The following is a 14500-nucleotide window of genomic DNA, read 5'->3' on the forward strand; positions in this document are numbered from 1 at the left end:
AAACGAGAGCCTGATGAGCCTGACGGGGACACCCTTCTTCCTCACCACGATCGCCCTGGTCGTGGTGGCGCTCGTCCTGCCGCTGGCCCTGTGGAGCAGGGTCGGCGGGCCCAAGCCCGTACGGTTCGTGGCACGGCTGTGCATGCTGCTCTTCGCGCAGGTGACGGCCATCACGACGGTCTTCGTGATGGTCAACAACTCCAACGGCCTCTTCGACACCTGGGACGACCTGCTCGGCACCGGCGACCACGTCCGGACCGCGGTCGACCTCGGGCCGGACGGCACCGGCGGCAAGAACGCGGACGCCGAGCCCAAGGTGATCCAGAAGTTCACGCCCGCGTCGGACAAGCGGATGGGCCCCGGCGTCCAGGAGACCAAGCTCAAGGGCCGGATATCCGGTGTGGAGGGCGAGGTCTACGTCTGGCTGCCGCCGCAGTACGACGACCCCGCGTACAAGGACCGGAAGTTCCCCGTCGTCGAGGTGCTGCCGGGCTTCCCCGGCTCGGCGAAGGCGTGGTTCGGCACGCTGGAGGTCAACACCCAGCTGAAGCCGCTGATGGAGAAGGGCGAGGTCGCGCCGTTCATCGTGGTGGCGCCCCGCACCACGCTCCTCGGTGACGTCGACACCGGCTGCGCCAACATCCCGGGCAAGGTCAACGCGGACACCTGGCTGAGCGTCGACGTCCGCAAGATGGTCACGGACACCTTCCGGGCCGAGGAGAAGGCCGACGGCTGGGCCGTCGCCGGCTACTCGGCGGGCGCGCACTGCGCCGCGAAGCTCGCCGTCTCGCACCCCGACCGCTACCACGCGGGCGTCAGCCTCTCCGGCTACAACGACCCCGTCGGCGAGCCCGCCTCCCTGACGGCGAAGACGCCCGAGCTGCGCGAGGAGCACAACCCGCTGAAGATCCTCCAGCGCGCGAAGACGCCGCCGGCCGTGTCGCTGTTCGTCTCCGGCGCGGAGGGCGACGGCTACCAGGGGGGCCTGGCCCTCCAGCGGGCGGCGAAGCCGCCGACGACGGTGAAGGTGCACATGGTCCCGGCGGGGGCGGGAGGCCATGGGACGGCGGTGTGGAAGCGGCAGGTGCCGGATGTGTTCCGGTGGCTGACGCAGCAGGTGCGGCGCTGACTCGCTGACGGGGGCTCGCCGGGGGAGCTTTCCCCTGCCCGCCCCTTCCCGGAACCGGGGGAGAGGCCCGGGCCCCCGTCGCGCGCTGACGCGCGGTGCCCTCGATCGCCGGGCGGGCTGAGGCCGGCCCGCCGGGGGAGGCAGCCGGGGGCGCTCGAGGCCCGGGGGCCGGGGCGGAGCCCCGTGCGGACGGCCGCGTCTCACGCCGGTCGCGACGCCCCCACGAACGGCATCTCGCCGATCGAGGCGACCCGCACCGGCGCCCCCGGATGCGGCGCGTGGATCATGCGCCCGCTCCCGACGTAGATCCCCACATGGCTCACCCCGGAGTAGAAGAACACCAGGTCACCCGGGGCGAGAGCACCTCGCGAGATCCGCCGTCCGGCGTTGATCTGGGTGTACGTGGTGCGCGGCAGCGACACCCCCGCCGCCCGCCAGGCCGCCTGCGCCAGCCCGGAGCAGTCGAAGGCGGACGGTCCCGTCGCCCCCCAGACGTACGGCTTGCCGAGCGCGGAGTACGCGTAGGCCACGGCTTGCGCGGCCCGCCCGGTCGCGGCCTGCGCCGTACCGCCGGACGCGCCGCCGCCCGCCCCGAGCGCGGCGGGCACGGCGGCCGTGACACCGCCCACCTCGTTGACCGGGGCGGCCCCCGTCGCCGCGTCGCCGCGGGCCACCGCCGCGCGGTGCTCCTCCGGCAGCCGCTCCAGGATCTTCCGGGCCTCGGTCAGCTTCGACTCGACCGCCCGCTTGTGCCGGGCGAGCGTGGCCTTCTCCTTCCGGAGCTCCGCGAGGCGGCCCCCGGCGGTCGTCCGCACCTGCTCCACGTCCCGCAGCTCGTGCCGGTAGCGGGTGACGGCGATGCTCCGCCGGACGCCCGCGCGGTCGGTCATGGACGCCCGCTCCAGATATTGCTCGGGGGAGGAGGCCGTCAGCAGCCGCACGCTCGTCGGCAGGGAGCCCTCGCGGTACTGGGCGGTGGCGACGGACCCCAGGGCGTTGCGGGCGGTGTTGAGCCGCGCGGTCCGGCGGGCCGCCTCGTCCTGGAGGCCCTCCAGCGTGGACTCCGCCCGGTCGGCCTTCTCCTTGGCGCCGTTGTAGCGCTCGGTGGCGGCCTCGGCCTCCTGGTAGTACCGGTCGATCTGCGTCCGCAGCTGGGACGGCGTCGGGTGCGGCGCGGCCTGGGCGGAGCCGTCCAGGACGGTGGCGGTGGCCGCGCCCGCGAGGGCGAGACCGGCGGCGGTCCGCGCGGTGGCTCCGGTGAGCGGATGCTGCCTGGGCTTTCGGTGCGATGCCACGTCGGCCGTCACTTCCTTCCACACCTGCTGGTCGTGCGCATGTGCTGTCGTGCCGGCCCGTCCCGCACGGGGCGGACGGGCTTGAGGGACGGGTGCGGCGGCGGCCCGCCACGAGGGGGGAGAGCGCGGGCCACCGCCGTCTGGAGAGGGACGCTATTCCGGCCGGTCACGCCCCAGAACGCACATGACCGGTAATGCCTGGAATCGGCCGCACTACGACAGAGGGTGACCGTGCGCCCCCCGGGTGGTTGGATTCATATACGTCCTGCCTGACCGATGCGGCGATAGAGCCCCACCTCGCCTCCGGCGGCTGGTATGGGCCGGGCTAGGGTCGGTGCTCATGGACGTACTGATTCACGCCGTCGTCGGCCTCCACATCATCGGCATCGCGGCCCTGCTGGGCGGCTTCATGACCCAGATGAAGGCCATGGGCAAGGGCGAGGCGCGCATGGTCCCCGCGATGCTGCACGGCGCGCTGACCATGCTGGTCACCGGCGTGGCCCTGGTCGGCCTCAACCAGGTCGAGGGCAACACCCTCAACACCGTGAAGATCGGTGTGAAGCTGGCCCTGCTCGTCGTGATCCTCGGGCTCGTCTACGTGAAGCGGGACGACGAGAAGGTCGAGGCCGCGGCCTTCGGCACGGTGGGCGCGCTCACGGCGGTCAACGTGTTCGTCGCCGTTCTCTGGACGTAGCCCCGCGGGCCCGCGGCGGGCGTGACGCCGGGGCCCGGCGTCCCGGGCGTGACGTGGGCGTCAGCGGGTCCCCGACCGGGTGTGGACGCGGGCGTCAGCGGGTCCTGGACGGGCGTGACGCGGGCGTCAGCGGGGTCCCCGGCCGGGGTGTGGACGCGGGCGTCCGCGGGGCCCGGGCAGGCGTGACGTGGGCCTCATTCGAAGGGCGTTCGGGGAACGGGGACCGGCTGTCAGTGCGGCGGCCTAGACTCGGGAGGCGATGAGCAGCCTCTTTGACGACAGCTTCCTGGCGGACCTCGGCCCTGCGGACGAGGAGCACCCGCCTCCCCCGGAGGACGCGGCCCCCGAGCGGGTGCCGGACGACCTCTTCGGCGGCGCCTTCGACGCCCCCGTGCCCCGGGAGGCGTATTACCGCGACGGCGCGGCCCGCCCCGTCGTGGACCCCGCCGCCCTGCTGGAGGGGATGAACGACCAGCAGCGCGCCGCCGTCGTGCACACGGGCTCCCCGCTGCTGATCGTCGCCGGCGCCGGCTCCGGCAAGACCCGGGTGCTCACCCACCGCATCGCCCACCTGCTCGGCGCGCGCCACGTCCACCCCGGCCAGATCCTCGCGATCACGTTCACCAACAAGGCCGCGGGCGAGATGAAGGAGCGCGTCGAGGAGCTCGTCGGCCCGCGCGCCAACGCCATGTGGGTGATGACGTTCCACAGCGCGTGCGTACGGATCCTGCGCCGCGAGAGCAAGAAGCTGGGCTTCACCTCCTCCTTCTCGATCTACGACGCCGCCGACTCCAAGCGCCTCATGGCGCTCGTCTGCCGCGACCTGGACCTCGACCCCAAGAAGTTCCCGCCGAAGTCCTTCAGCGCCAAGATCTCCAACCTGAAGAACGAGCTGATCGACGAGGAGGACTTCTCGGCACGGGCGGCCGACGGTTTCGAGAAGACGCTCGCCCAGGCGTATGTGATGTACCAGTCGAGGCTCCGCGAGGCCAACGCCCTCGACTTCGACGACATCATCATGACCACGGTCCACCTCCTCCAGGCCTTCCCGGAGGTGGCCGAGCACTACCGCCGTCGCTTCCGCCACGTCCTGGTCGACGAGTACCAGGACACCAACCACGCGCAGTACACCCTGGTCCGCGAGCTGGTCGGCACGGCGGGCAGCGTCCCGGACCTCGACCCGGCCGAGCTGTGCGTCGTGGGCGACGCCGACCAGTCGATCTACGCCTTCCGCGGCGCCACCATCCGGAACATCCTCCAGTTCGAGGAGGACTATCCGGACGCCACCACCATCCTGCTGGAGCAGAACTACCGCTCCACGCAGACGATCCTCAGCGCCGCCAACGCCGTGATCGAGCGGAACCAGAACCGCCGCCCGAAGAACCTGTGGACCGAGGCCGGCGAGGGCGCGGGCATCACCGGCTACGTCGCGGACACCGAGCACGACGAAGCCCAGTTCGTCGCCGACGAGATCGACCGCCTCACGGACGCGGGCGACGCCAAGGCGGGCGACGTCGCCGTCTTCTACCGGACCAACGCCCAGTCGCGTGTCTTCGAAGAGATCTTCATCCGCGTCGGCCTGCCCTACAAGGTCGTCGGCGGCGTGCGCTTCTACGAGCGCAAGGAGGTCCGCGACGTCCTGGCCTATCTGCGCGTCCTCGCCAACCCCGAGGACACCGTGCCCCTGCGGCGCATCCTCAACGTCCCCAAGCGCGGCATCGGCGAGCGCGCCGAGGCCATGATCGACGCCCTGTCGCAGCGGGAGCGGATCAGCTTCCCGCAGGCGCTGCGCCGCGTCGACGAGGCGTACGGCATGGCGGCCCGCTCGACCAACGCCGTCAAGCGCTTCAACGTCCTCATGGAGGAGCTGCGCACGGTCGTGGAGTCGGGCGCCGGCCCGGCCACGGTCCTGGAGGCCGTCCTGGAACGCACGGGCTATCTCGCCGAGCTCCAGGCCTCCACCGACCCGCAGGACGAGACCCGCATCGAGAACCTCCAGGAGCTCGCCGCGGTGGCCCTGGAGTTCGAGCAGGAGCGCGAGGAGGAGAACCCCGGCACGCTCGCGGAATTCCTGGAGAAGGTCGCGCTGGTCGCCGACTCCGACCAGATCCCGGACGAGGACACCGAGGGCACCGGCGTCATCACGCTGATGACCCTGCACACCGCGAAGGGCCTGGAGTTCCCGGTCGTCTTCCTCACCGGCATGGAGGACGGCGTCTTCCCGCACATGCGCGCCCTCGGCCAGACCAAGGAGCTGGAGGAGGAGCGGCGGCTCGCCTACGTGGGCATCACCCGCGCCCGCGAGCGGCTCTATCTGACCCGGGCGAGCATGCGCAGCGCCTGGGGCCAGCCCTCGTACAACCCTCCGTCGCGGTTCCTGGAGGAGATCCCCGAGAAGTATGTGCAGTGGCGGCGCACCGGGCCCGCCACGCCCTCCGCGACCATGGGCACCGTCTCCTCGTCGTTCTCCTCCTCCCGCTCGGGCGGCGGCACCTCCACGGGCTTCGGCGGCGGCAAGGCGGGCCCTGGGGGCACCTCCCGGACGGAGTTCGGGGGAGGATTTGCCACGCGGCGCACGAAGGACCGCCCGGTGGTGGCGCTGGCCGTCGGCGACCGCGTCACGCACGACTCGTTCGGCCTGGGCACGGTCGTCGGGGTCAAGGGCAGCGGTGACAACGCCGAGGCGACGGTCGACTTCGGCGAGGAGAAGCCGAAGCGGCTGCTGCTGCGGTACGCCCCGGTGGAGAAGCTCTGACGGGCGGGCGGCGGGGCGGGCCCCGACCGTAAGGCCGGGGCTCGTGTCGGCCGGGACCCCGTTCGGGACCGTTGCCGTTCGGCGCCCGGTCCGTTCTTGCCGCCGGTTCCGGTTCTATACGGGGTCGAAGCCCTTGCCGCGCAGCCAGGGCAGCGGGTCGACGGCCGAGCCGCCGGGCCGGACCTCGAAGTGCAGGTGCGGGCCGGTGGAGTTGCCGGAGTTGCCCGAATAGGCGATGACGTCCCCGGCCTTGACCTGGCCGGAGCGGAGCTTGGTGCTGCTCAGGTGGCAGTACCAGGTCTCGACGCCCTCGGGCGACGTCACTATCGCCATGTTGCCGTAGGCGACGTTGTACTGCGTACGGACCGTGCCGTCGGTGGCCGCCATGACGGGCGTGCCGTAGCCGACGGGGAAGTCGATGCCGGTGTGCACCGACATCCAGTTGACGCCCGCCTGCCCGTAGTAGGCGCTCAGCCCGTGCTGGGCGACCGGCAGGGAGAACTTGGGGCGCTCGGCCTCCTTGCGGGCGGCCTCCTCGGCCTTCCGCTTCTTCTCCGCCTCCTGGCGCGCCTTGAGGTCGATGCGCTCCTGGGTGCGGTTGGCGCGGCTGGCGAAGTCGTCGGCGCCGTGGCTGAGGCCGGCGAGCTGGGTGTCCAGCTTGCTGTTGGCGAGCTTCGGGACGCCCGAGGTGTCCGGGGCGGCCGCCGCCTGCGGCTTCTTCGCGTCGTCACCGCCACCGGAGACGGACGCGGCGGCGATCCCGGCGACACCCATCACGGCGACCGAGGGCACGGCCACGGTGAGCAACGCCTTACGGCGCGGCCGGTAGCCGGTGCGGGCGGGCGCGCCCTTGCGGCGGCTGCGGGCCGGGCCCGGGACGTCCGCGCCGGGCGGGCAGGAACCGCCGGTGGCCGTCCCGTCCTCCGGAGCGCTCTGCTCCAGGAGGTCCATGGGCTCGATCACCGACATCGTGCGGGTCTCGGCGTCGGCGACGGACCGGGCGCCGGGCGGGGCCGGGGCCGCCCGGTCCAGGTCGACGCCGGAGAGGTCGACCATCAGGGTCGGGGTGTGCTGCGCCTCGGGCCGCTGCTCTTCCATGGCGTCCATGGCGGCGTAGGCGCTGGTGTCCCAGGTCTGGGTCTGCTGGGTGCTGACGTCGCCCCAGCCCGTGCCCGTGCCCTGGTCCCAGGCGGGGTACTGCCCGCCGGTGTCCCAGCTCTGGGCGTGGACGGCACCGGTGTCCCACTGCCCCGAGGTGTCGTACGCGCCGGTGGAACCGGAGGTGTCCCAGGAACCGGAGTCCCAGGAGCCGCTCTGCCACTGGCCCTGGTTCTGGCCGCCCTGGTTCTGGCCCGGGATCGCGGAGGTGCCCGGGTGGCCGGCCGAGGTGTCCCACTGGCCGGTGTGCTGCCCGGTGTGCTGGCCCGTGTCGTAGCCGCTGAAGTCCCAGATCTGGGTCTGGCCGGTGGCGGCGCCCCACTGGCCGGTGGTGTCCCATTGGCCCGACGCCCACTGGCCGGTGTCGTAGCCGTCGTACCCGGCATAGCCGGGCGGTGCGCTCTGCTGCTCGTACGACGCGTAGTGCCCGTAGGAAACATCCTGAGCGGGACCGGTCGGGCTGGAGCCCGCCGACGGGTGACGGTCGTTCACCACCACTTCTCTTTCGCCTCGGGAGCCGGAGAATTAGCGGCGACTGTACCCGGCGGTATGGGATGGCGACAATCTTCGTCACGTTTCGGGCGGGCGCGGCACGGGCATTTGGCCGCCTTTCGGTGGACTGAACCCCGAGAAACCGATTTGACGTTCGAAGCTTGTTCGGTTTTCGGCCGGTCGAAAGTCGAACGGCGTCCTGGGTAACCGACCGGCCGGTTCGCCGTACGGGGTTCCGGCCATGGTCCGGGTCGTACTTCGGGTCGGGGTTCGGTCGGGGTTCGGTCGGGGTTCGCCGCAGGTCAGGCGACGGAAGCGGCGCCCGAGGCGTCGGCGGCCGGTTCCTCCGCGGTCAGGGCCTGCCGGATTCCGGCCGCCACCGCCCAGTGGACGGGCAGGGCGAGATGACCTACGCCCGTCACCCGCACATTGCGCGCGAGGAGATCGGGATGGTCGATCCGGGCCGTCTCGACGGGCACCATCAATTGGTCCAAGTCGCTCCAGAAACTGATGAAACGGGTGGCGCAATCCGGGGCGGGACCGGCCAGTTCCCTGATCACGTCGGAGCCCGGCCGCATCTGGCGCACCAGCGGATGGACGGACATCGGCGGCGCCACCCGGGTGCCCCCGTGCGGGGTGCCCAGCGTGACCAATGTGCGCACCCGGGCGTCGCCGCCGAGCCGCTGGATGTAATAGCGCGCGATCAGGCCACCGAGGCTGTGCCCGACCACGTCGACGCCGGAACTCCCGGCGCGCGCGCAGAGATCCTCCACATGGCGGCCGAGCAACTGGGCCGCCGTCCTGACGTCGCAGGTCAGAGGTGAGTAGTTGAGGGATTCGACGTGCCGCCAGCCGTTCCGGCGCAGCGATCGGCGCAGCAGGACGAAAACCGAACGGTTGTCGATGAAGCCGTGAAGGAGGAGAACGGGCGTGTGACCGAGGTCTTTTGTCGGTTCCTCTGCGAGCTCGGGCGTGTCGGTTGGGCCGGACGGGGGAGCCGGGGTGGCGGGAAGCGCATGGGGCGGGCGTGCGCGGCGCTCCTGAGTGAGGCCCGTGGGGTAGAGCAGCACGTGGCCGGTGAGGATCACCAGCTCCAGCACGGTGGACCGGGCGCGCGCCGCCGAAGGGCGCAGCAGTGCGGAGAGGAGAGTGAGAAAGCGCAGTGCCCCCATGGCCGACCGACCTCCCGAACGGCACACAGAAGGCGGCTCCGTCCCCCCGCGCGCATTCATGGGAAGTCGCGGCGGTGCCTGCCGCACCCGCCGCCCCGTGCGGCTGCCGGCACGGCGTTGCGGCGACCTCGCCGCGGCTCCCTCGCGACCGCCTCCGGCCCGCCGCCCCGGTGACACGGGGGCCTCACGGCCCGTGACACGGCCCGTGGGACGCGGCAGTACGAGGACGGCGCGTAGCGAAAGTGTTGTCCCACGTGTGATTTCCCCCTCGCTCTCCTCCGCGAAACGGCGGGTTGCGGGATGCTGGAGATAACGTTCGTTCACGTCTCCGGCCCCTGGGCCGGGGAACCTCGCGGCCGGTTGCCGGCAGTCGTACATGGAGGCAGTGATGGGAGTGACCGGTCCGATCCGCGTGGTGGTGGCCAAGCCGGGGCTCGACGGCCATGACCGCGGCGCCAAGGTGATCGCCCGCGCGCTGCGCGACGCCGGCATGGAGGTCATCTACACCGGCCTGCACCAGACCCCGGAGCAGATCGTGGACACCGCGATCCAGGAGGACGCCGACGCGATCGGCCTGTCCATCCTCTCCGGGGCGCACAACACCCTCTTCGCCAAGGTCCTCGAACTGCTGCGGGAGCGGGACGCGGAGGACATCAAGGTCTTCGGCGGCGGGATCATCCCGGAGGCGGACATCGCCCCGCTCAAGGAGCAGGGCGTCGCGGCGATCTTCACCCCCGGCGCGACGACGGCGTCCATCGTGGAGTGGGTCAACGCGAACGTCCGCCAGCCCACGGACGCGTAGCGGCCGTTCCGGCTGGTCTTCCCCACCCTGCCCCTTCCCGCCGCATCCGATGTGCGGCTCCGCCGCGTGCGGGACTCCGCCCCGGGCCCCGGTCCTCAATCGTCGGGCGGGCCGGATTTCCAGCCTGTCCGGCGATTGAGGACACCGCGCCCCTTCCCGTAACCGGGGGCCCGGGGGCTCGCCCCCGGTCACGGGAAGGGGCGGGCAGGGGAAAGCTCCGCCGCGGCACCCTCCCCCGCGAGCTCCGCCCGCATCGTGGCGCGCAACCGCAACGTCCCCACCAGCCGCTGAAACGCCTCCGACCAGTACGCCGCCGCCCCAGGCGCCCCCGCCGGCTCCGGGGAGTTCTCCGGAAGCGCCGTGAGCACCTCCAGGCGGTCGGCCTGCGCCGGGTCCAGGCAGCGCTCGGCGAGGCCCATCACCCCGCTGAAGCTCCAGGGGTAGCTGCCCGCGTCCCGGGCGATGTCGAGGGCGTCGACGACCGCGGTGCCCAGCGGCTCCGCCCAGGGCACCGCGCACACGGCCAGCAGCCGGAAGGCGTCCGAGAGGCCCTGCGCGGAGACGAACTCCGCCACCCACTCCGCCCGCTCCCGGGGCTCCAGCGCGGAGAGCAGCTTCGCCGGATCCCGTCCCCAGCTCCCGGTGGGGGCATCCCCACCGGAAGCCGGGGGCGGCGCCGTGGCGGGCCCGAGCAGGGCCCGGGACCAGGCCGCGTCCCGCTGCCGGACGGCGGCCCGGCACCAGGCCGCGTGCAGATCCGGCCGCCAGCCGTCCGCGACGGGCAGCGCCACGATCTCCGCCGGGCTCAGACCGCCGAACCGCTCGCCCCACACGGCCGTCGGGGTCGCCCCCACGACCTGGGTCAGCCACCACGACCGCTCGCCGCGGCCGTTCGGCGGCCTGGGGGTGACGCCGTCGCGCTGCATCCCCTTGTCGCACTCGTGCGGAGCCTCGACGACGATCCGTACGGCGCCGTCCGTCCGCTCCAGGGCCACGCAGCTCCGCGCCCGCCCGGCCATCCGCGCGGCGAGCGCGGACCCGGGCAGCGCCGACAGCAGTTCGGCCGCCGTGGCCCGGACGTTGCGGCTGCGGTCGGACAGGGCGCGCTCCAGGAACGGCTCGTCGTCCGGGGAGAGTTCCGGGCGCAGCCCGTCGAGGAACATCAGCCGGTCCTCGGCACGCTCGGCCGCCCAGGTGCCCGCGAGCAGCTCCCGGCCGGCCGCCGGGTCCCGCCGTCGCAGGGCGGCGAGCGCGGCGACACGCTCGGCGAAGAGGCCCTCCTCCCAAAGGCGCTGCGTCGCGTCGCTGTCGCCGGTGCCGGTGCCGGTGCCGGTGCCTGCGCCCGTGCCTGCGCCCGCGTGGGCGGATCGGCGAAGAGGCGCTGAGCCGTCGGCGGGGCCCGCGCGCAGCGCGTATCTCCACTGGGGGTTCAGCCCGGCCAGCCACCGGGCCCGGGGCCCGCCGAAGGCGAGGGCCGCGGCCCGCAGGTCGCTACGGGCCCGCCCGGCTTCGAGCAGCGCGGGCAGCAACGGGGCCGGGGCGCGGTACCCGTGCCGCATCGCCGCGGCCAGCCACTGGGGCAGCAGCTCCGTGAGATCGGGCGCGGCCCCGCGCCGCCCGGCCCCGCCGCCCGGCGCGGCCCGGTCGGCCAGCAGCAGCGCCAGCCGCCGCCGCGCCGCGGCCGGTGGCTCCGGCCGCGGATCCTCCGGCGCGACCCCGGGCCGCTCCCGCACCACGGCGGGCCGCAACCCGGCCCGCCGCCGCACGGTGTGCAGGGCGGCGGCGTCCAGAAGGGCGGCGGCGCCGTCCTGACCGGGGCGAGGGGTGACGGGCGGTGTGCGGCGGCCGGTGCCCAGCAGGGCGGCGGAGAGGAGGTCGTCCCAGGTGACGGTCATAGGTTCGCCTTTCTGTCCACGTGAGGGTGGGGCGGGGGCGGGAACGCCGAGTGGGGGTGGCGGCTCGGCCGGGGCGCCGGAACCTCTGGCCGGGGGCGTGCCTTGGTGGGTTGAGGAGCGGGTCGGGTGCGGGTGGGGTGCGGGTGGGGTGCCGCTGCGCGGGGCCTTGTCCCCTACCCGCCCCTTCCCGACCCGGGGCTCCGCCCCGGACCCCGGTCCTCAAACGCCGGACGGGCTGAATCGGCGCCCGGGCCCCGGTTCCCAGGTGCCGGAACGGGCTGAGTTGTCGCCCGGAACCGGGAGCGAGGCCCGCCCTCGGCGTAGGGACAGTCGACGGCGAGCCGGGGCGATTTGAGCCTCGGTGTAGGGAAAGCCGGCGGCGAGTCGTGGCAATTTGATCCTCGGCATGGGGAAAGTTGGCGGCGAGCCGGGGCAATTTCAGCCCGTCCGGCGATTGAGGACACCGCGCGTCAGCGCGGCCGGGGGCCTGGGGGCGGAGCCCCCAGTTACGGGAAGGGGCGGGGAGGGGGAGAAGCCCGCCGCAGGCGAAGACCCGCAACCGACGGCCCCGAGGCGAGGTCCCGGAAGCGACACCCCCGCCCACACCCTCCGTCGCAGGCGAGGGCTCGCAGGCGAGGGCCCGCACGTCAAGGCCCGCACGTCAAGGCCCCGGACGACGGCCGCCCGCACGCAACGGCCCCCAAGCCAAGGCCCCGCAGACGACACCCCTCACAACGACACCCCTCAACCCCCCTCACAACGGCACCGCCTCCACCCCCACCCCCACCCCCCACACCCCCAACGGCGCCACCCCCCGGAACCCGCACTCCCCGAACACCGTCACCGCCTCGCCCCCCGACACCGCCGCCAACTGCCACACCCGCATCCGGTCACCACCGTGCCGCGCGTCCACCGGCACCCCCGACTCCCCCTCCTCGTCCACCAATTGCCAGTCGCCCGACGGCATCCGCACCGGTATGACCGGGCCGAGTACGACCGGCCAGCTTTCCAGCCACGGATCGTCCCGCAGCGCCTCCCCGTACGCGGCGAGGGCCGTTGCGACGTCACGGGCGGGAGGGGGGCCGGGGCTCGGGGTGGGGGTCGAATGGCGGGTGCCCAGCGCGGCCCGCAGTGGGCGCGCGGAAGGGTAGTAGGCCAGCTCGGCGTCGAGCGAGAAACCCACCGGGAAGGAGAGCTCCGGCGGCCGCCCCACCGGCCCGTACGACAGGAGCAGTGCCATGCGGCCCGTCCGCCCGCCGCGCAGCCAGACGCGGCGCGTGACCAGCCGGCCGTCGTCGGCGTCCTGCTGTGCCAGGACCAGCCAGTCGTCGCGGACCGGCGCCGAGGTCGCGAGCACCGTCGCCGTGTCCGCCGCGATGCCGACGCGCGCCCGGACCGTCGCGGCCAGCGCCTCCGGCAGCTCGCCGATCCGCAGACAGCCCTGATTGAGGGTGTGCAGCAGGGCGCACTCCTCCAGCAGCCGCGAGGCACGGTCCACCCCCGTGCCCGCCCCCGCCACCGCCGCCAACTCCCTTACGCGCGAGGCCAGGCCCGGCGCCTGGGCGTCGATCATGCGGGCCGCCGTCTCGTCCCACTGGTCGTACGCCGACGCCTCGGCGGACGCCAGGCCGCCGTGCAGCAGATCGGCCAGCCGGCGCTCCAACTCGGTGGCACCTGAGGCGATCCGGGCCGCGCGGCGCTCGGCGCGCCGCCGTGCCGCTTCCCCGCCGGCCGCCGCCGCGCCCCCGGCCGGACGGGCCGCCCCCGGCCGCGGTCCGGGCCTCGTCTGCCCCGCGTCCGCCTTGCGTGATGCGGCGTCAGGTGCCGTCGCGAGCACCGTCTCCGCCGTCCTGCGTTCCCCCTGCGGATTCATGTCGTCAAAGCTACGGGCCACCACTGACAATCGCCCTGACCTGCGGTTACCGCTCCCCGGGGCCGATTGTCAGTGGGGTGGTGCAGTGTGGAACGCGTACCCGGAAGCGCACGACGAGGGGGACTTGTGACCGTGCCCGGAATCGCCACCGAAGCCCTGCGGCCGCACGCGGAGGACACGTTCGCCGAGGAGCTGGCGGCCCTCGCCGCGGCCGACGACCGTGTCAGGCCAGCGCGTTGGAAGCTGTCCCCGTGGGCGGTCGCCACGTATCTGCTCGGCGGCACGCTTCCCGACGGCACGGTGATCACGCCGAAGTACGTGGGCCCGCGCCGCGTCGTCGAGGTCGCCGTCACCACGCTCGCCACCGACCGGGCGCTGCTGCTGCTCGGCGTGCCCGGCACCGCCAAGACATGGGTCTCCGAGCACCTGGCCGCCGCGGTCAGCGGTGACTCGACCCTGCTCGTCCAGGGCACGGCCGGCACCCCCGAGGAGGCGATCCGCTACGGGTGGAACTACGCCCGGCTGCTCGCCGACGGGCCCAGCCGCGAGGCGCTCGTGCCCAGCCCCGTCATGCGGGCGATGGCCGGCGGGATGACGGCCCGGGTCGAGGAGCTCACCCGCATCCCCGCCGACGTGCAGGACACCCTCATCACCGTCCTGTCCGAGAAGACGCTGCCCATACCCGAGTTGGGGCAGGAGGTGCAGGCCGTGCGCGGGTTCAATCTGATCGCCACGGCCAACGACCGGGACCGCGGGGTCAATGAACTGTCCAGCGCCCTGCGCCGCCGCTTCAACACCGTCGTGCTGCCCCTGCCCGCCACCTCCGAGGCCGAGGTCGACATCGTCTCCCGGCGCGTCGACCAGATAGGCCGCTCGCTCGACCTGCCCGCCCTTCCCGACGGCGCCGACGAGATCCGCCGCGTCGTCACCGTCTTCCGCGAGCTCCGCGACGGCGTCACCACCGACGGCCGCACCAAGCTCAAGTCGCCCTCGGGCACGCTCTCGACCGCCGAGGCGATCTCTGTCGTCACGGGCGGCCTGGCCCTGGCCGCGCACTTCGGCGACGGCGTGCTGCGCGCCGGGGACGTGGCCGCCGGAATCCTGGGCGCCGTCGTCCGCGACCCGGCCGCCGACCAGCTCGTCTGGCAGGAGTACTTGGAGGCGGTCGTCCGCGAGCGCGAAGGGTGGAAGGACTTCTACCGCGCCTGCCGAGAGGTGTCCGTATGACCTGGCCG

Annotated in this window: 10 protein-coding genes; 5 read left to right on the forward strand and 5 right to left on the reverse strand. The window is 73.4% G+C overall.

The features are described from left to right. Positions 1-13: 13 nt before the first annotated feature. A complete protein-coding gene (locus tag LUZ64_RS14305) occupies positions 14-1129 on the forward strand; it encodes an alpha/beta hydrolase (RefSeq protein ID WP_095582107.1) in 1116 nt (371 codons plus the stop codon). 200 nt (positions 1130-1329) lie between these two features. Here the strand turns inward: LUZ64_RS14305 and LUZ64_RS14310 are convergent, their stop codons facing one another. Further along, a complete protein-coding gene (locus tag LUZ64_RS14310; RefSeq protein WP_232390060.1) occupies positions 1330-2424 on the reverse strand; it encodes a C40 family peptidase in 1095 nt (364 codons plus the stop codon). Positions 2425-2764: 340 nt separating this feature from the next. On the opposite strand from LUZ64_RS14310, the gene LUZ64_RS14315 reads away from it, so the two are divergent. Both LUZ64_RS14315 and pcrA read left to right on the forward strand, forming a co-directional pair. Continuing rightward, on the forward strand, positions 2765-3118 hold the full coding sequence (locus LUZ64_RS14315) for a hypothetical protein (protein ID WP_095582105.1): 354 nt from the start codon (positions 2765-2767) through the stop codon (positions 3116-3118). A 259-nt stretch (positions 3119-3377) separates the two neighbouring features. Beyond that, on the forward strand, positions 3378-5873 hold the full coding sequence (pcrA, locus tag LUZ64_RS14320) for a DNA helicase PcrA (RefSeq protein WP_095582104.1): 2496 nt from the start codon (positions 3378-3380) through the stop codon (positions 5871-5873). 114 nt (positions 5874-5987) lie between these two features. Here the strand turns inward: pcrA and LUZ64_RS14325 are convergent, their stop codons facing one another. Continuing rightward, entirely contained in the window at positions 5988-7523 is a 1536-nt protein-coding gene (locus LUZ64_RS14325; RefSeq protein WP_095582112.1) for a M23 family metallopeptidase, read from the reverse strand. 302 nt (positions 7524-7825) lie between these two features. Next, on the reverse strand, positions 7826-8695 hold the full coding sequence (locus LUZ64_RS14330) for an esterase/lipase family protein (protein ID WP_107426636.1): 870 nt from the start codon (positions 8693-8695) through the stop codon (positions 7826-7828). 388 nt (positions 8696-9083) lie between these two features. On the opposite strand from LUZ64_RS14330, the gene icmB reads away from it, so the two are divergent. Then, positions 9084-9497 carry a coenzyme B12-dependent isobutyryl CoA mutase small subunit gene (gene icmB / locus LUZ64_RS14335; protein ID WP_095582103.1) on the forward strand — a complete coding sequence of 138 codons (414 nt, stop codon included), beginning with the start codon at positions 9084-9086 and terminating at the stop codon, positions 9495-9497. A 188-nt stretch (positions 9498-9685) separates the two neighbouring features. Here the strand turns inward: icmB and LUZ64_RS14340 are convergent, their stop codons facing one another. Then, a complete protein-coding gene (locus LUZ64_RS14340) occupies positions 9686-11392 on the reverse strand; it encodes a DUF5691 domain-containing protein (RefSeq protein ID WP_232390061.1) in 1707 nt (568 codons plus the stop codon). Positions 11393-12146: 754 nt separating this feature from the next. Continuing rightward, positions 12147-13265, reverse strand: coding sequence for an SWIM zinc finger family protein (locus LUZ64_RS14345; RefSeq protein WP_232390062.1), 1119 nt, complete (start codon positions 13263-13265; stop codon positions 12147-12149). A gap of 126 nt (positions 13266-13391) precedes the next feature. Between LUZ64_RS14345 and LUZ64_RS14350 the strand changes: the two genes are divergently transcribed. Beyond that, a complete protein-coding gene (locus LUZ64_RS14350) occupies positions 13392-14492 on the forward strand; it encodes an ATP-binding protein (RefSeq protein ID WP_095583431.1) in 1101 nt (366 codons plus the stop codon). The last annotated feature ends 8 nt before the right edge of the window (positions 14493-14500 follow it).

It is taken from the genome of Streptomyces albireticuli (assembly GCF_021228125.1).
GTDB classification, from domain to species: Bacteria; Actinomycetota; Actinomycetes; order Streptomycetales; family Streptomycetaceae; genus Streptomyces; species Streptomyces albireticuli.